This window comes from Weissella bombi, assembly GCF_900094835.1.
Classification (GTDB): domain Bacteria; phylum Bacillota; class Bacilli; order Lactobacillales; family Lactobacillaceae; genus Weissella; species Weissella bombi.
This window is the reverse complement of record NZ_FMAO01000001.1, coordinates 272,345-290,919: the sequence shown is the minus strand read 5'-3', so window position 1 is coordinate 290,919 and position 18,575 is coordinate 272,345. Positions and strand designations below refer to the sequence as shown.

Genomic DNA, 18,575 nt, shown 5'->3' with positions numbered 1-18,575 from the left:
GATGCGTCCTTTAAAATTACAATTAAATAACTTTGGTCCGTATGATGAAACAACGATTGATTTCATGAAATTTACAGAATCGAAATTATTTCTAATTACTGGTGATACGGGTGCTGGTAAGACAACCATTTTTGATGGGATGACATATGCATTGTTTGGTAAAGGTACGGGTGAGCGTAGTCCAGAAGACATGCGTAGTGAGTTTGCGAATGGCCTGGCTAAAACGATGGTTACTTTTTGGTTTGAACATAATGGTCACTTTTATGAGATTCGGCGGACACCAACGCAACAATTGAAGAAAAAGCGTGGTGCAAAGTCCGATGATGATACGACAACTCATCAGGCAACTGCGTCGTTAATCGAAGTTGATGAAACGTTAGAGACACCATTAGAGGCATTGGGAGATAAAGCGAAGATAGTTAATGATCAAATTGAAGAATTATTACATTTAAATGCTGATCAATTTCGTAAGATTATTTTGCTTCCGCAAGATAAATTTCGAGAATTTTTAAGTGCGCAAAGTGATGAAAAGATGGTTATTTTACGTCAGCTTTTTGGTACTACTATTTTTGATGATTTTGTTAATAATTTAAAAGATCAGCAAAAGCAATCGGGTCAAGCGTTGGAAAAATTAGCGACACAACGTGATGAAAAGTTACAACAAGTTAAGTGGGCACAACCTGATATTGAAGATATTGCGCCCACAGCTACTGAAAAAATTCAGGTTTTGGGTAAGCTAAATACAGATATGGCCGCTGAAATTGAGCAACAAACTGAAATTTTAAATCAAGCTCAGACTCAACTAGCAGCATTGCATGGTGAGCAACAAAAGGGCCGTCAGATTATTGATCAATTGGATCAACTAGAGCAGAAAAAAAGTGTATTAAACGAACAATATGAACAAAAGGATCGTATTGCACAGCAAAAAGAAACGTTAGCAACATTATCTTGGGGTGTGGCGCAACAACCATTAGTTACCCAACAAAGGTATCTGCATAATCAATATCAGCAACAGATTAGTGAAAAGCAGAAGTTATCAACGGCGCTTGATGAATTGGAGACGCAACAGCAAACTTTAGCTGATGCGCAAACTGAACTTAAGCAGCAAGCTAGTGTTGTTGAGACTAATCAACAGTTATCTAAGCGGATTCAAGAGAACTTGTTACCAAAAGCACGGCAATTGGTAACGTTACGCGACAAGGGTAAAAATATTGCTGATGAGATTAAAATGTTATACGCACAAGGAGAAGAACTTGAGCAAACATCTCAAAAGTTAGATGCTGTTATCACGACGCAATCTGATAATTTGGCACGCTATCAGAAAAATGCAGCTTATGAAAGTGAATTAGCTAATCGAAAATATCAATTTGATCAGTTAATTAATCATCAACATGCCTTTGAACAGAATAAAAAAGATGCGCAAACTAAAAAAGAACAGGTTGCTGTGCTGAAACAAAAGGTTGCAACAGCGGTGCAGTATCAAGCAGATAAAAAACAGGATCTACAAGACAAGGCGTCGTTACGGCGTGATATCTTAATTCAACAATTACAACAAGAGCTCGTTGATGGTGAACCTTGTGTTATCTGTGGTCAAATTTATCATGCACAAGCTCATCACGACCATGCTGATGCACAGAGTACTTATGCAGATTTGGCTGATGCTATTCAAGCGGTTGCTGATAGTGAAAAAGCTGAACAAACGGCAACTGTACAATTAACAAAATTGCAAACGGATTTAGAAAATAATCAAACGCAATTGATGGAGCTGACAGATAAGGTCACAGCTGATAATGATACATTAGAGAAAGAATATGCAACATTTAAGCAGGATTGGCAACAATTGTTTACATCATCATCAGAAACTTTTGTAACGTTACCTGATGTATTTGATGAAACACGACTTACTAGTTGTTTTGAACAAGCAATAACTTTTGTAAAGCATGCTAAAAATGAGGCCGCTGATTTACAAGAGCAAGTAGCCGACAGTCAAAATAAATTGCAGAATATTCAAACACAGGTCATTAAAAATGAGCAAAAAGTTGTGGCAAAAACTGATAGTAAGCAAGCTTACGATGCAGAAATTAAGCAAATTGTTGCATCAGAAACAACGCTCAAATCCGTAGCTGAATATGAAACAATGTTGCAAAAATTACAAGCAGAACAGCAGCAATATGATGATCAAGTTAAAAAAGTGCATGATCAAGTTTTGACTAACCAACAAGCTCAAGTTGAAAAGCAGGCGCAAAAGACATCGTTAGAAGAAAAAATAACGACAACAGCAACTGACATTGAGACACTAGAACAACAAATTGTAACGGCAATCACTGATGGCCCTGTTGATAGTCAACAAGCATTTGATGAATTGCTTAATGTCTTACAGGAGCAACCTGATAAAATAAATCAACTAACGCAGAATATCACGAAGTATCAGACGACTGTGACGCAATTACAACAAGATATTACTAATTTGGAACAGGTTTTAGGGGATGTCTCTAGACCAGATATGGCGAAAATACAGGCAGCCATTGATCAGCAGCAAACGTTAGTAAATCGGTTGATAGAAGATAATGCCACGAAGAAATCAGTATTGGCACAACAAAAACAAATTGAAACCACAGTAAAAGCACTACAAGATAAATGGGAGCAGCAACAGGCGGCTGGTAAAGATTTATTGACGTTAACGCAAGCGGTTGATGGTAATAATGCAAAACGCTTACGTCTTGAACCATTTATTTTGCGCCGTTTCTTGTTTGATGTTTTAGATTATGCTAATCACCATTATATTGGTACCTTATCCGGTGGACGTTATCAATTCATCTTGTCAGATCGACAAGGTGGACGCTCTAATCAAAATGGTCTAGATATTGATATTTATGATCAAGACGGTGGTAAAATACGTGCTACTAGTACGCTTTCAGGTGGTGAATCATTTATTTCGGCCTTATCAATTGCTTTGTCTATGGCCGAAGTGGTGCAACGACGAGCAGGTGGTGCTAAAATTGATGCTTTGTTTATTGATGAAGGATTTGGATCACTTGATGAACGAACGCTAGCACAAGCGATGGAAGCTCTTAGCTTAGTTGAGCAAAGTGGTCGCTTAGTTGGTATTATTTCGCATGTTACTTCGATGAAACAACAAATCCCACAACAATTACAAGTTAAAAAATTAGGTGATGGACGAAGTCAATTATGTCTGCGTACTTTATAAAAAATGTTTAAATAAAAGCCGCTAATCTACCGAAATTGGATAGATTGGCGACTTTTTAATTTTATACGATTAAAAATACCAGCCATATGGGGCTTGCTTAATCATCTGATCAATAGCTAATTGGTGTTGCGTGTTGTACATTTTAGGATGATCTGATAGTGGCACGTATGATAGCGAGAGTGTTTCATCCCCATCTGCTTTTAATTGACCACCGATTTGCTCAACTTCAAATAGGGTCATTGGAATTTGGGCTTTATCGCCAGAAGGGAAGACGTGGTGAAAATTGGTATCAATCCCAATTAGGGCTTTGATTTGAACATCGATACCAGCTTCTTCCTTAAACTCGCGGATAAGTGAGGTCATTGCTGATTCGTCAATGTTTTGCATGCCCCCAACTAAACTCCAGCCAATTTCACCATCCCCACGTTGTTCAAGTAAAACTTTCTGGCGTGTTTCATCGAATAAAACGCCTGCGACACCAGGCATAATAATTTCGTCATGACCGATTTTTTGACGAATATTTTTGAAATATTGTTCCATAACCATTTTGATAATTCCCCCTGTAATCATTTAACGACTGTTTCACTTAATCATAGCATATTGGCTAAAAACTTAAATGGCTCTTATGGTACAATTAATGTATCTATATTTTATTGAGGAGAACTGCATGATTACATCATTTTTGGTCCTGGAAATCGCGATGTTCGCGACTTTTTTATGGGCAAAAAAATTAAAACTGGGTAAGCTAGATTGGTTAGCAGTCGCTGGCTTAACTATTTTAAACGCAATTTTTGTTTATTGGTGGATGCCGGTACCAACATTATCACAATTGGTAATGCCGGTTGCATTAGAGACAACACTAATTAGTATTTGGACATTGTTAATTGGTAGTGCCACTGTGGTAATTGAGAAAGTTACAACGAAAAAGCATGACCGCATGGCGCTAAATATCACTTTGTGGCCATTTATTATTCCATTGATTGCAATTGGTATTTCAGTAGTGGCAGGTGTGTCAAAATCTTTGACAGTTCGACCAATGTATCATTCGGTGCAGGCCACTAAGCAAAAAGAAGCGCCATTGACTAAAGATGATCAACCAATTGCTTTGTCTGCACAAGCAGCACAGAATATGATGAAAAAAGCCTTTTCGCAGGTTCCAGATTCGTCAATGTATGAGCTAGGTGATTTATCAGCACAATACATCAAAGGTAAGCCTTATTACGTTGCACCAGTTGAGTTTAATGGCTTTGTTTCATGGTTTATGAATCGTGAACTACCGGGATATTTTGTTGTTTCAGCAACAGATATTAACGATACGGCACATTTTGTGAAGGAAAAAATGGCTTATTCCGAAACAAGTTGGTTCTCACATAGTATCGCACGTAAGATTTATATGGCAAATCCACGTTATCAACAAGTTGGTGAACCTATTCTTGAGGTAGATAATAGTGGTCAAACTTACTGGGTCCAAACATTGTTAAATGTACGTTGGGCTGGTCAAGTGATGTTTAATAATATCCATGTCGCAATCACAAACGCTAATACGGGTAAGACTGAAGTTTACAAGACTAAGGATTTGCCTAAATGGGTTGATGTAGGCGTTTCACCTGAAGCAGCAACTTTGATGAATCGTACATATGGTAATCCATATGCATTTAATTTCCGTCATAAGAATCAAATCAAGCCAACTGAGAATGGTTCAGAAAGTGGTGTTACACCAATGTTTAACGTGAATGGATCGTTGGCATACTTTGATGATTTCACAACAGTTAGATCAAATGCCGATTCTGATAAAGGTTATTCATTAATTGATACGCGTTCTGGTAAGCTGCGTTTCTATACTGGTAAGAATGTCGGTATTATGGATTCTGAGGGTGCTATGAAGGTTGCTAAGCAATTGCATCCACAAAATAAGTGGCACGGGTCAAATCCGGTTATTATGAATATTGATGGTACACCAACTTGGGTTGTCTCAATGATGGATAATAATGAGCGTTTCCGTGAATATGCTTATATTAAAGGTGCTGATCAAAACGTTATTGGTGAAGGTGCTAATGCTTCAGATGCACTGGCATCATACCGTAATGCTTTAGCTGGTAGTGCCCAGTCAGCCGCTGCTAGTGATCAAAAAGTTAAAATTAAAAAGATTACTGGTAAAGTTGGTCGTGTTAACACCAATGCAACCTTAAATGGTAAGCAGGTGGTAGTGTTTAAATTAGTTGATGATGACACGCTATACACCTTGGATCCATCACAAAAGCAGGATGCATTGTTATTGCAAGAAAATGATCAAGTAGAACTAAAGGTTAAAGCCATTGCTGGTGCGTCGGTTGCTAATGTCGTGACTTTGACTAACAAATCTTTAAAGTAAATAATAAACAGGTTAGATAAAATGGGACAAGGAACAATTAAATCAAATGACTTTGCACGTGGTGCTGCTAAACAAGGAAAAACCACGGTCGAACAGAAAAAAGCTGCTCGTCAAGCTTTATTAGAGAAAGCTAAGCAAAAAGCACAACAAAACAAAAAATAACATCGTATTATGAAAGGACGCTCTAATGGCTAGTTTTGCAGAACGTATGCTTGATGAATTATCAAGTGGACAATTAGATGCTGCTAAAAAATCGTTTGCATCATCACTACGTTATGACGATGATGATACAATTTATTCATTAGCAGAAGAATTATATGGTTTAGGATTTTCAAACCAAGCCAAACGGGCCTATCAAAAATTATTAGATAAGTATCCAGATGAAGACCAATTACGGACAGCTTTGGCTGATATTGCCATTGATGACGATGATACTGATAAGGCATTGATGTACCTTTCAGAAATATCTACGGATTCGACAGCTTATCTAGAGTCATTGTTAGTTGCTGCTGATTTATACCAATCGGAAGGTCTTACTGAGGCGGCTGAAGATAAATTGTTAACAGCTTATCAATTAGATGATCAAGAGCCAATTATTCAATTTGCGTTAGCTGAGTTTTACTTTTCTACTGGTAAATATCAAACGGCGATTCCATATTATCGTCAATTGATTAAAGCGGGTGAACGTTATTTCTCAGGATTGGATATTGTATCACGCATTGGTGTTGCGTATGCACTTGTCGGCAATTTTGATAATGCATTGGGTTACTTAGAACAAATTAAAGAAGCTGATATGACACCGGATGTTCGTTTCCAATTGGGCTTGACTTATGCAACAAATCCTGAAAATTGGCAAAAAGCGATCAAGACGTTTACACAATTACGTGATTTAGATGCGTCTTATGCTGGTGTGTATGAACCGTTAGCACAACTTTATGTGGACGCGCATGAACCAGATAAGGCTTTGGTAACTTATCAAGAAGGTATTGCCGTTGATCCATTTAATGTTAAATTCTACCAAGAAGGTGCTAAAATTGCGGCAGAGCTAGGGGAAAAAGAACAAGCTAAGTCATTGTATCAAGAAGGATTAGAGAATGTTCCAGATGATGCAATGCTTATCACAAGTTATTCAGACTTTTTAGTTCAAAATGATGATCATGTTGGTAACATTAACTTGTTAAACGAGTACTTTTCTAATGATGATACGGATATTAATCCGCAATTATATTGGAACTTGGCACAAAGTTATACAGCTTTGGAAGACTTTGACATGGCAACGAAGTATTGGGAAGCAGCGTTACCATCATTTATGGACACAGCTGAATTCTTGAAGCCGGCTTACTATTACTTCAGAAATGAAGGGGAGCGTGAGTTGGCATTACGAGCCTTACAAGCTTATGTTCAGTTGGTACCAGATGATTTTGATATGGTTTCGGCTTTGCAAAATGAAGTTGATCAAGAATTATAAATAAAAGAGTCCTATATTAGGAAAACAAGCTTATGTTCTCCTGGTATAGGACGTTTTTTATTGTTATTAGGCAGTTTGTCACAGTGTGTTTAAAAATGTATAATGTGAATATTAGAAAATAATAAGATACAGAAACGAGGATGAATAATGGACGCTTGGCATTTGTCAAAACGTTTAGCGGCAGTAGCCAATTTTGTACCTGATGGAGCCCGTTTGGCTGATATTGGGTCAGATCATGCTTATTTACCAGCTAATTTATTATTAAATAATCAAATATCGTTTGCGATTGCAGGTGAAGTGGCACCTGGACCGCTTGCTAACGTGAAATCTGAAGTACAGCGTCATCGATTAGGTGATCGTTTAATACCACGTTTAGCTGATGGCTTGGCTGCCATTGAGACCAACGATTTAATTGATACAGTTGTCATTGCCGGCATGGGCGGACGCTTGATTTGTCAAATTTTGACTGATGGCCAATTAGAGACTAAGCGCTATCACCGTTTGGTTTTACAACCTAACATTGATGTTGATTTAGTACGTGCTTGGTTATCAGAAAATGGTTATCGTTTAGTAGATGAAGCAGTTGTTGCTGACGAAGGACATTATTATGAAATTTTGGTAGCTGAACCGGGAAATGTAACTTACTCAGCGCGTGAATTACAATTTGGTCCTTATCATCTAACAGAACCGTCAGCAGCTTGGACGGAAAAATGGCAACGTGAAGCTAACAGAATTGAAAGTATTATGAAGAATCTGGAAACTGCTGATAAAACCGATACGGAAGCATATCAATCTTATCAACATGAATTACAAACCATTATGGAGGCGTTAGTTTATGCAAGCCGATAAACTTATTGCGCAAATTGAAGCATACGCACCGACAGAATTGGCGTGGGAAAAAGATCCAATTGGCTTACAACTTGGGGATGCTAAACAAGAAATCCATCGTATTATGACGACTTTAGACGTTCGTCCAGAAGTTGTTCAAGAAGCAATCGATGCAGATGTTGATTTTATTTTTGCACATCATCCGATGATTTTTAAACCAGCCAAGAATTTAGATTTGTCAGTCCCACAAAATAAAATGTATGCCGAGTTGATTAAACACAACATTGTGGTTTATGCAGCACATACAAATTTAGATGCTGCTAAAGGTGGTATGAATGATTGGCTAGCTGATGCTCTAAAACTTCAAAATGTCACGCCATTGATTCCAAATGGGGATGGTCAGACCGGATTGGGCCGAATTGGAACATTGGCGCAGCCACAAACTGTAGCCGAATATGCAGCATTTATTCGTGACCTATTCCAGGTTAAAGCAGTGCGCGTGATTGCAAATGATTTAAAACGTCCTATTCAACGAATTGCAGTTCTTGGTGGTGACGGTGGGGATGAGTATCCAGATGCATTAGCTGCTGGTGCTGATGCCTATGTTACGGCTGATTTTTATTATCATACTGCGCATGATGTTTTGGCAGATGATTTTGTGGTCATTGATCCTGATCATCATATGGAGGCTATTGCTAAAGATAAGATGGTTAGTCTGATTAAAAAATGGCAACAAGAAAATCATTGGGACATCGATGATGTATTTTCATCAACAATTAATACAGATCCATATACTTATATTTAAAGAAAGAGGTTTAAAATGACAGAAGAAAAGTATCCTAATTTAATTAATCGCTTTATTGATTACGTGAAGATTAATACACAATCAAATGAGGATTCACAGACAGTTCCTTCAGATCCTAAAGAAGTTGCTTTTTTGAAAGATTTGGCAGCTGAATTAGAAGAAATCGGTTTAGAAAATGTTCGTACCATGGCTGACGGTTATGTGTTTGCAGAACTAGCTGCTAATACTGATAAAGATGTACCAACAATTGGCTTTATTTCACACGTTGATACAGCTGACTTTACTGCTGAAAATGTACAACCACAATTTGTCACTGATTATGACGGTGAATCAGAGATTAAATTAAATGATGAATATTCATTAACAGTAGAAGATTTTCCTTCATTAAAGAAATATGAAGGTCACACATTAATTACAACTGATGGTACAACCTTGTTAGGTGCCGATGATAAAGCCGGGGTTGCTGAAATTATTTCAGCTGCTGAATATCTGATTGCACATCCAGAAGCTAAGCATGGTAAGTTGGTCTTTGCTTTTGGACCCGATGAAGAAATCGGTATTGGTGCTGATAACTTCCACGTTGCTGAGTTTGGTGCAGACTTTGCCTACACAGTTGATGGTGGTCCATTGGGTGAACTTGAATGGGAAACGTTCTCAGCTGCTTCAGCTGTAATTGAAATCCAAGGACGTAATGTACATCCAGGAACAGCTAAAGATACAATGGTTAATGCTTTACAGGTAGCCATTGATGTACACAATGCATTGCCTGCAGGCGACCGACCAGAATTGACGGAAGGTCGTGAAGGGTTCTTTCACTTGTTAAGCTTGACTGGAACTCCTGAAGATGCACGTATGGATTACATTATCCGTGACCATGATCGTCAACAATTCGAAGCTCGTAAGACTTTGATGACTGAAATTGTTGACCGTTTGAATAAAGAATTGGGTGTTGATCGTATTAAGTTAACTTTGAAAGATCAATATTACAACATGGGTGAAGTGCTAAAGGATGATATGACATCCGTTGATTTAGCAGCTGAAGCGATGCGTCAATTAGATATTGAGCCAATTATTGAACCAGTTCGTGGTGGTACTGATGGATCAAAGATTACATTCTTAGGATTGCCAACGCCTAATTTGTTTGCTGGTGGTGAAAATATGCATGGTCGCTATGAGTATGTTTCAACGACAGTTATGCAACAAGCTGCTGATACAGTTGTTAAAATTGCAACACTAAACGCTGAATAATTAACTAAGTATATTTTAAGTTATCCTAGGTACTATAGTTAGACTAAAGTTGGGGGAATTTAAATGTTTTTATTATTAATTGTTATATTAGCTGTTTGGATTGGCTGGCGTGTCCGCTTACGACGTACTAAAGAAATGATAGCTCGCAATATAAATGCAGCAAATGCTAGGCATAATTTTCAACCGAGTGCTGATGTTTTTGACGGAGAGTTTGAAGAAGTCAAAAACAAACATTAAATTGCTTTTATCGTTTTAAGCTACTTAAAAACCGTAATATTTGCGCTATATACTATTTTATGGTAGTGTATAGCGCTTTTTTTTGGTAAAATAAATTAGATGTTTATCATAAAATGTGAAAATAAGGTAGGCATACAAAGATACGGGGGATTCAACTAAATGAAAAAGTTGTTGATTGCAAACCGAGGTGAAATTGCTGTTCGCTTAATTCGAGCAGCTAAGGAACTCGGAATAAAAACGGTAGCAATCTTTGCAAAAGAAGATGAATTTGCCGTTCATCGTTTTAAGGCTGATGAAGCATATCAAGTTGGTGCAGGAGAAGCCCCAATTGCTGCATATTTGGATATTGATGATATTATCCGTATTGCAAAGCAAGCCGGTGCCGATGCAATTCATCCAGGTTATGGTTTTCTATCAGAGAACGCTGATTTTGCAGCTGCAGTCGAAGCAGCTGGTATTAAATTTGTTGGTCCAAAAGTTGAACATTTAAAAATGTTTGGTGACAAAATTGTTGCTAAACAAACAGCTATAAAGGCTGATGTACCAACAGTTCCTGGTACAGATCATCCCGTTGCTGATGTGGCTGAGGCCTTGGCATTTGGTGAGACTCATGGATATCCATTGTTTGTTAAGTCAGCAGCTGGTGGTGGTGGCCGTGGTATGCGTGTTGTTGAACATGCTGAAGAACTTAAAGAAGCGTTTGAACGTGCTGCTTCGGAAGCACAGCAAAGTTTTGGTAAGCCCGATATTTATTTAGAGAAGTATCTAAAGGATCCACAACACGTTGAAATCCAAATTTTAGCTGATGAACATGGGGAGGTTATGCATCTATTCGAGCGTGACTCATCCGTTCAACGTCGCCATCAAAAAATTATTGAATTTGCACCGGCGGTTTCAGTATCTGTTAATATGCGACAACGTATTCAAGATGCTGCGCTACGTTTAATGCGTAGTGTTGACTATCAAAATGCCGGTACGGTTGAATTTTTAGTAGAGGGTGATAATTTTTATTTCATCGAAGTTAACCCACGTGTTCAGGTTGAACATACCGTTACTGAAGAGGTGACGGGTGTCGATATCGTTAAATCACAACTTTTAATTGCTCAGGGCTATCGTCTACATGAAGCTCCATTGAATATCCCGATGCAAGACCAATTAACAGCTAATGGTGTTGCAATTCAATCACGTATTACAACAGAAGATCCAGCTAATGATTTCATGCCTGATACAGGTAAAATTGAATGGTATCGTTCACCAGGCGGAACTGGTGTCCGTTTAGATGCAGGTAATGTATTTGCAGGCGCAACGGTTACGCCATATTTTGATTCACTATTAGTTAAGTTAGTGACACGCGGATCTGATTTTACAGCGGCTGTTGATAAAATGCAGCGCGCATTGGATGAGTTTGTTATTCGTGGCGTGAAAACAAATATTCCATTCTTGAAGAATGTTTTTGCGCATCCAACATTTAGAAGTGCTTCAGCACCAACAACTTTTGTTGATAAGCACACTGAATTATTTGAAATTTTGCCAGACAAGGATCCTGAACGTAAGGTATTACGCTATGTTGCCGAGACGACTGTTAACGGGTTCCCTGGTTTGGATCGTAACCGACCAAGAATTTATACCGCAAACACTATTGAACCAGCTAAAGACATTGTTTTGCCAAGTGATTTGGTAACTGCTAAGGATGTTTTAGATAGTAAAGGTCCACAGGGTGTGGTTGATTGGTTGAAACAACAAGATAAGGTATTGCTAACAGATACTACAATGCGAGATGCCCATCAATCGTTGTTTGCAACACGCTTGCGTACAAAAGATATGGCAGCTATTGCAACAGATGTACAAAATGCATTGCCTAATTTATTCTCAAGTGAGATGTGGGGAGGTGCTACCTTTGACACAGCTTACCGTTTCTTGGGAGAAGATCCTTGGGAACGTTTGCGTATCCTACGTGAGAAGATGCCACGTACATTGACACAAATGTTGTTTAGAGGTTCTAACGCTGTTGGTTATCAAAATTATCCAGATAATGTATTGCAAGAATTCATTAAATTAGCAGCAACTAATGGGATGGACGTATTCCGTATCTTTGATAGTTTGAACTGGTTACCACAGATGGAAAAGTCAATTCAATATGTTCGTGATAATAATAAGCTTGCTGAAGTTGCTATGGCATATACAGGTGATATCTTAGATACAAGTCGTACAAAGTATAATTTGAAGTATTACACTGATTTTGCACAAGAATTAGTTGATGCTGGTGCACACATTATTGCGATTAAGGATATGGCTGGACTATTAAAGCCAGAGGCTGCTTATCAATTAGTTAGTGCGTTGAAAGACACAGTCGATGTGCCAATTCATTTACACACACATGATACGACTGGTAATGGTGTGTACACCTATGCACGCGCGGTTGATGCGGGCGTTGATATTATTGATGTGGCAATGTCCGCTTTCTCTGGTGCAACGTCACAACCTTCAATGGGGGCAGTTTATTATTCATTAAGTGATAATAAGCGTCAACCTGAAGTAAATGTTGATGCTGCAAATAAAATTAATGATTATTGGACGAGTGTGCGCCCTTATTATCGTGACTTTGCGAGTGCAACAAGCAGTACACAAACGGATATTTTCGAAGTTGAAATGCCTGGTGGTCAGTATTCTAACTTACAACAACAAGCACAAGCGTTGCGCTTAGGAGATCGCTGGTCTGATATTAAGAAGATGTACGTTACAGTTAATAAAATGTTCGGCGATATTATTAAGGTGACACCATCATCTAAGGTTGTTGGGGATATGACTTTGTTCATGATTCAAAATGATTTGACGCCTGAAAAGGTTCTTGCTGAAGGGCAAACAATTGATTTCCCACAATCAGTCGTTGATTTCTTTGCCGGCGATCTGGGACAACCTGTTGGTGGTTTCCCTAAGGAGCTACAATCAGTTGTTTTGAAGGGACGCAAACCCATTACTGTACGTCCAGGTGCTTTAAGTGAACCAGTAGACTTTGCGCAACAAGAAGCAACTCTAGCACGTAAGTTAAAGCGTCAGCCAACGCCAGAAGAAGTAATCTCTTATATTTTGTATCCAAAGGTTTTCTTGGATTATGTTGCTAAATTTGATAACTTCGGCCCAATGACATTGCTTGATACACCAACTTTCTTCCAAGGAATGCGTATAGGTGAACGAGTAGATGTGCAATTGGGTACTGGTAAAACAGTCATCTTCCAGCTTGAAGAAATTGGTGAACCGGATGTTAAGGGGATGCGGACACTTTACTTTGACGTTAATGGCACACCATTAGAAGTAGATGTCCAGGATGCTAGCGTGCAAACAACAACGATTGTAAGACGTAAAGCTGAACCAACTAACGAGAATGAAATTGGTGCAACTATGGCAGGAAGTGTCTTGTCAGTGGACGTGGCTGATGGTCAAACATTCAAACAAGGTGATACGCTATTGGTTACTGAGGCCATGAAGATGGAAACAACTATTCAAGCGCCATTTAACGGTACTGTTAAGCAAGTTCATGTTGCTGCAGGAGATGTTGTTGATGGTGGTGATTTGTTGTTGGAAATTGAGCCAAATTAACTATTAATAATAAAATGAGTAAAAAGTAATTAATCATATAAGGATAATTTTATGAGCTTGCCGTTCAAAAAATTTTTCGTTATATTGGTGTTAGAGCTTTTTGCTCTTTTTATTTTATACAATAAGGAGAAAACAATGCAGCTGTGGTGGCAGAAAAAAATTATTGTCGGAGCAGGAATGGTAGGAAGTCTCTTATTAGTTCTGGAAAGTGTCTTAGGGACATTAGCATGGCCGACATATAAGATTGGTCCATATCCAATTGCAATGTTAACGGCCAAAGGTACGCCTTACGAATTGGGATTTCGAATGTTGCAGTTAATTGCGGGAATATTAATTTTAGTTACTTTGATTGCATTGATTAGATATGCAACTGAGACAAAAAAAGTAAAATTTAATCGTGATTTACGTTTGCTATCATTATTTTGGTTGGTTAGTCTTGTTTTACAATTTGTATGGCCAATTACATTAGACGTAGCTATTACAGTTACGCCCATTTCGATTAGAGATGTTATTTTTGGTATTGTAATTATTTGTTTGGGTGCTAGTTTAATTCAATTAGGACGTTCAGCACAAACTAATCATTTTGGATCGTTGAGCAATGCCGTAACTTTATTAGGAATTTTGTATATCCTGTTTAACTTTTTAGCATATGTTGTGACGTTGATTGGTTGGCCTGTAAATGGTTTCTTAGATGTCATGGCTAACGATGTTGTTGCTGTGGCAATGGGCTTTATTAGTTGGTATTTTATGCGTTTAGCCGAATCATAAAAGAATATTTTCATTTTTTAAGCAAAACCCTTGCTATTTTATGGAAATATGTGTAATATAAATATTTGTAATTTACTAGCTATATTGTAACGGCGCAAGCTTGGGGATTAGCCCTATGCAGCTAGTCCTGTCGTTCAAATTAGTGGTGGGGGGCACCCCGCAAATAAATTCAAGGAGTGATGTTAATGCGCATTAACATTTTATTAGAAGCCGCCGAAACTGGTGAGCGTATCTATTTGACTTCTAAGAACCGTCGTAACACACCCGACCGTTTGGAGCTTAAGAAATATTCTCCAAAGTTGCGTCGTGTTACAGTGTTCAAGGAGGTAAAGTAATTATGGCTAAAAAGTCAAAGATCGCTAAGGAAATGAAGATTGAAGCAACTGTAGAGAAGTACGCTGCAAAGCGTGCCGAACTAAAGGCTGCTGGGGATTACGTAGGGTTGTCAAAGTTGCCTCGCAACGCTTCACCTGTTCGTATCCACCGTCGTGATAAGATTGATGGTCGTCCACGTGCTTACATGCGTGACTTTGGTATGTCACGTTTGAACTTCCGTGAATTGGCACACAAGGGTCAAATTCCTGGTGTTAAGAAGGCTTCATGGTAAAATTTTTACCATAAAGCATGAAAAAGTATCCACATTGTGGATGCTTTTTTTATTTATAAATTTATTGTATATTGACTTGACACAAAGGCGTACAATGGTAGTATATATTTTTATTGTGAGGTTTAAAAAGTATGTTACAAAAGAAGGTTTTAAATAAACTATTAGCAAGTGCATTTGATGTACCAGTTATGGTAACTTATTGGGATGGTAAAACTGAGGTTTACGGTGAGGGTAAGCCAGACATCCATGTTACCTTTAATAAGAAGCTTGATTTAAAGCGAATGGCAAAAGTGCCAACGCTTGAATTAGCGGAAGCGTACATGAGACGCGATATTGAAATAGATGGTAGCATTCAAGAACTTGTTAAAGCAGCGTACGGTAAAGCGGACAGTTTCTTAACTGATCAAAGTGGCTTTACGGGATCATTGCTAAGTAAATTTACATCTTCTCATGATAAGGAAACGTCTAAAGAAGATATTCAAAGTCACTATGACATTGGTAACGATTTTTACAAAAAGTGGTTGGATAGCACGATGACTTATTCTTGTGCTTACTGGTCACGTGATGATATGACTTTGGAAGAAGCTCAAATTGCTAAAGTCCACCACATTTTGGATAAGCTACATAGTGAACCAGGTAAGAAATTGTTGGATATTGGTTCAGGTTGGGGTACTTTGATTATCACAGCTGCGCAAGATTACGGTCTAGATGCATATGGTGTTACTCTTTCTGAGGAACAATATGCTTACACGATGCAACGCGTTAATGAGCTAGGTTTGGAAGACAAGGTTCACGTTTTGTTGAAAGACTATCGTGATGTTGAACAACAATTTGATTACATTACTTCTGTTGGTATGTTCGAGCACGTAGGTAAGGATAACTTAGAGGAGTACTTTGCTGACGTTGCTAAGTATCTTGTACCTAATGGACGTGCTTTGATTCATGGTATTACTGGTCAACATTATGGTGCAGGGGTTGATCCATTTATCGAAAAGTACATTTTCCCAGGTGGATACATTCCAAACGTTGTTGAAAATGTAAAGCACATTATTGATGCTGGATTGCAATTAGATGATCTTGAGCCATTGCGTCGTCACTACCAAAAGACACTAGAACACTGGACAGCAAATTATCATGAAGTGTATGATGAGACTGTTAAAGAGTATGGTGAACAATTCGCACGTATGTGGGACTTGTACTTGCAGGCATGTGCCGCTTCATTTGAGGCTGGAAACATCGACATCATGCAATTCTTAGTTACTAAGGGTGCTTCAGGACATGATTTGCCAATGAATCGTGCTTATATGACTGCACGTGATAGTGATAAATAATACTGATTATAGAATAAATTAATAACATAGTTTAAAAAAGAAGCCAAATTTTTATATAAAATTTGGCTTCTTTTTTGCTTTTCTACCAAGAAAATGATTAAATTTTGTTATTTTCTGAATGTTTTAGTTGAATAAATTCATATAGATTTATCCAGTCAATGATGTCAGGATCATCTTTCCAAATAAATTCATTATGAAAGTTTGGATTATGGGTATCAGAAATTAATATATCAGTTTTATTAGAGACGTTTTTTTCAATATAAATATTTAAATTTGACCAAGTTATTAAATGATTAACGACATAGTTTTCACGTAAGTCCTGTGAGAAATCAACAGCTATATATATAGGACGTTTATAATAATGTGGGAAAAGCTCATTAGTAATATTTAGTGTGTATTGGGTATAAATATAACTTAAGGTTAATTTATCTGTGCTAAAATCATTGTTTTTTATATAAATATTAATTAAATCATCCCTTAATTTATTGATTGTTATGTTTGTGTTAATTTTTTTAGGAAACCAACTATGTTGTGTTAATAAATCAATTTTTAAAAAAGGTGATATTGATGTCGCATTAATTTTTATCAATTGTTTTTGAAAGTTTGTAAATTGATGTACATCTAATTCACTGTTAAATAGTTTGGAAGTTAATCGAGTTTGGTTATTAGTAAGTGACACAATATTCTGATATTGTGTTAAAAAAGTTAACTTACTTACAGGAATTTGTTGTATAGATACTAAGAAAGTAGCATACAACCTTGTTTGTAAAAGATATTCCCCTTGGTGTATATGCCAATTAGAACTAAGATGGTTATTAAATAAAGCAATTTTTGAAGTTAAATTAATTTTTACTAGGACATTATCGTCATTATCTTTTGAAATATAATGATTTTGTCTTGAACGAAAGTAATTAACTATAGCAAAATGTAGGGTTTGCTGCCTTTGACTATAAGTAGGTGAGTTACCTAGTAGAATCGCAGAATATGTAATGCTGTTATTTACCTGAGTCAAAAACTTTTTAGGTAAGTTTTCTTGTAATAAAGGCGAGGTAAAAAAATCAAAATATTCAAGAATACGAAAAATAATATATCTTAATTGTGATTCATATGGCGTAAATGATTTGATTTTTTTGTATACTGCAGTATTTTTTAATTGTTTTTTTAACCTAAAATAAGTTGCAGCGCTAATGCCTAATTCAGTTTGCAATTCTTTATCTGTCAATTTTTTGGGATTCAAAAAAATATGTAAAAATATCTGAAATTTAATAGATTGTGTAGCAGAAATGGTGGTAATTCGTCTTATCGTAGATTGGTCGATGTATTCACAAGTCACAATGTTTTGGTCAATGTTAACATTTAAATTGGGAACTCGCTCAACGAAATCATTGCTAATAGAAATAATATATTTAATTTTATAGCGACTCACACCAAGTGATTTTTGTAGTTGATCTATTGAATAAGAATTTTTTTTTGTGTTAAAAAATAATTCAAAAAATTGAATAATCTGATATTGATCGTCATCAATTAAATGCGAATAAAATGAAAGCATAAGAACAACCTTCCTTAAATGTTATAAGACAGAATATTATACAAAACTTTCTTAAAATAATATTTATTAAAAGTATTGAAAGTTATTAATTAGTAATACTGTTATACATCATTTAAAGGTATGAATCTTAATTTAAAATATCTAAAAATGTCTTATTTTTTTAAATAATAAAAAAATTGATATTTTAGACCTGATTTTTTAGTACATACACTAGGGTTATTGGTAAATAATCTAATGAAAGTGTTAGTGTAAGAAGTTATAAATTAGGGGGTTCATGATGGGGTTAAATAAAATTCATTATAAAATGTATAAGAATGGTAAAAAATGGGTATTTGCAGGCTTAACTACAATAACTATAGGAGGTAGTTTAATAATTTTTGACACCCATGTTCATGCTGACGAGGGCAGTGTCGTGGGTGTGGGGAAAGATACGATTACTAATAACAAAGTAACAGAAATATCAGAAAATAAAAGTGAAGCAGTAAGTGCGGTATCAGTAGCGGCATCAAATAGTACTAATAGTCAGGCAGCAAATGTACTAGGAAATAAAAGTGAAGC

General features: G+C 36.9%; 16 protein-coding genes. 14 read left to right on the top strand and 2 right to left on the bottom strand.

Going from position 1 to position 18,575, the window contains the following annotated elements:
- Nucleotide 1: 1 nt before the first annotated feature.
- On the top strand, nt 2-3,208 hold the full coding sequence (locus GA0061074_RS01375; protein ID WP_092461314.1) for an AAA family ATPase: 3,207 nt from the start codon (nt 2-4) through the stop codon (nt 3,206-3,208).
- Nucleotides 3,209-3,277: 69 nt separating this feature from the next.
- Here the strand turns inward: GA0061074_RS01375 and GA0061074_RS01370 are convergent, their stop codons facing one another.
- Nucleotides 3,278-3,754 carry an NUDIX domain-containing protein gene (locus GA0061074_RS01370; RefSeq protein ID WP_092461313.1) on the bottom strand — a complete coding sequence of 159 codons (477 nt, stop codon included), beginning with the start codon at nt 3,752-3,754 and terminating at the stop codon, nt 3,278-3,280.
- Between the two features lie 121 nt (nt 3,755-3,875).
- On the opposite strand from GA0061074_RS01370, the gene GA0061074_RS01365 reads away from it, so the two are divergent.
- The 12 genes from GA0061074_RS01365 (at nt 3,876) to GA0061074_RS01320 (ending at nt 16,468) form a co-directional block, all read left to right on the top strand.
- Nucleotides 3,876-5,579, top strand: a complete 1,704-nt coding sequence (locus tag GA0061074_RS01365) for a hypothetical protein (RefSeq protein WP_167550155.1) — start codon at nt 3,876-3,878, stop codon at nt 5,577-5,579.
- Between the two features lie 21 nt (nt 5,580-5,600).
- The gene (locus tag GA0061074_RS09175; RefSeq protein ID WP_167494795.1) at nt 5,601-5,741 is read left to right on the top strand and encodes a hypothetical protein; all 141 of its coding nucleotides are present in this window, start codon (nt 5,601-5,603) and stop codon (nt 5,739-5,741) included.
- Nucleotides 5,742-5,766: 25 nt separating this feature from the next.
- Nucleotides 5,767-7,047: a tetratricopeptide repeat protein gene (locus tag GA0061074_RS01360; RefSeq protein ID WP_092461311.1), complete on the top strand. Its 1,281-nt coding sequence runs from the start codon at nt 5,767-5,769 to the stop codon at nt 7,045-7,047.
- A 147-nt stretch (nt 7,048-7,194) separates the two neighbouring features.
- The gene (locus GA0061074_RS01355) at nt 7,195-7,896 is read left to right on the top strand and encodes a tRNA (adenine(22)-N(1))-methyltransferase (RefSeq protein ID WP_092461310.1); all 702 of its coding nucleotides are present in this window, start codon (nt 7,195-7,197) and stop codon (nt 7,894-7,896) included.
- Nucleotides 7,883-8,680 carry a Nif3-like dinuclear metal center hexameric protein gene (locus GA0061074_RS01350; RefSeq protein ID WP_092461309.1) on the top strand — a complete coding sequence of 266 codons (798 nt, stop codon included), beginning with the start codon at nt 7,883-7,885 and terminating at the stop codon, nt 8,678-8,680. Before GA0061074_RS01355 ends, GA0061074_RS01350 begins: the two co-directional genes overlap by 14 nt.
- A 15-nt stretch (nt 8,681-8,695) precedes the next feature.
- The gene (pepT, locus tag GA0061074_RS01345) at nt 8,696-9,928 is read left to right on the top strand and encodes a peptidase T (protein ID WP_092461308.1); all 1,233 of its coding nucleotides are present in this window, start codon (nt 8,696-8,698) and stop codon (nt 9,926-9,928) included.
- 63 nt (nt 9,929-9,991) lie between these two features.
- Complete coding sequence (locus GA0061074_RS09085) at nt 9,992-10,165, top strand: hypothetical protein (protein ID WP_159426633.1); 174 nt, start codon at nt 9,992-9,994, stop codon at nt 10,163-10,165.
- 159 nt (nt 10,166-10,324) lie between these two features.
- Nucleotides 10,325-13,762, top strand: coding sequence for a pyruvate carboxylase (locus GA0061074_RS01340; protein WP_092461307.1), 3,438 nt, complete (start codon nt 10,325-10,327; stop codon nt 13,760-13,762).
- 135 nt (nt 13,763-13,897) lie between these two features.
- The gene (locus GA0061074_RS01335; RefSeq protein ID WP_240005838.1) at nt 13,898-14,530 is read left to right on the top strand and encodes a hypothetical protein; all 633 of its coding nucleotides are present in this window, start codon (nt 13,898-13,900) and stop codon (nt 14,528-14,530) included.
- Nucleotides 14,531-14,715: 185 nt separating this feature from the next.
- Entirely contained in the window at nt 14,716-14,865 is a 150-nt protein-coding gene (rpmG, locus tag GA0061074_RS01330) for a 50S ribosomal protein L33 (RefSeq protein ID WP_002827335.1), read from the top strand.
- A gap of 2 nt (nt 14,866-14,867) precedes the next feature.
- Complete coding sequence (rpsN, locus tag GA0061074_RS01325; protein ID WP_092461306.1) at nt 14,868-15,137, top strand: 30S ribosomal protein S14; 270 nt, start codon at nt 14,868-14,870, stop codon at nt 15,135-15,137.
- Nucleotides 15,138-15,268: 131 nt separating this feature from the next.
- Nucleotides 15,269-16,468: an SAM-dependent methyltransferase gene (locus GA0061074_RS01320; RefSeq protein ID WP_092461305.1), complete on the top strand. Its 1,200-nt coding sequence runs from the start codon at nt 15,269-15,271 to the stop codon at nt 16,466-16,468.
- Between the two features lie 97 nt (nt 16,469-16,565).
- On the opposite strand, the gene GA0061074_RS01315 is transcribed toward GA0061074_RS01320, so the two are convergent.
- Nucleotides 16,566-18,017: an HhH-GDP family DNA glycosylase gene (locus tag GA0061074_RS01315; RefSeq protein WP_092461304.1), complete on the bottom strand. Its 1,452-nt coding sequence runs from the start codon at nt 18,015-18,017 to the stop codon at nt 16,566-16,568.
- Between the two features lie 277 nt (nt 18,018-18,294).
- On the opposite strand from GA0061074_RS01315, the gene GA0061074_RS01310 reads away from it, so the two are divergent.
- A partial coding sequence (locus GA0061074_RS01310; protein ID WP_167550154.1) for a KxYKxGKxW signal peptide domain-containing protein occupies nt 18,295-18,575 on the top strand: 281 nt, incomplete at its 3' end.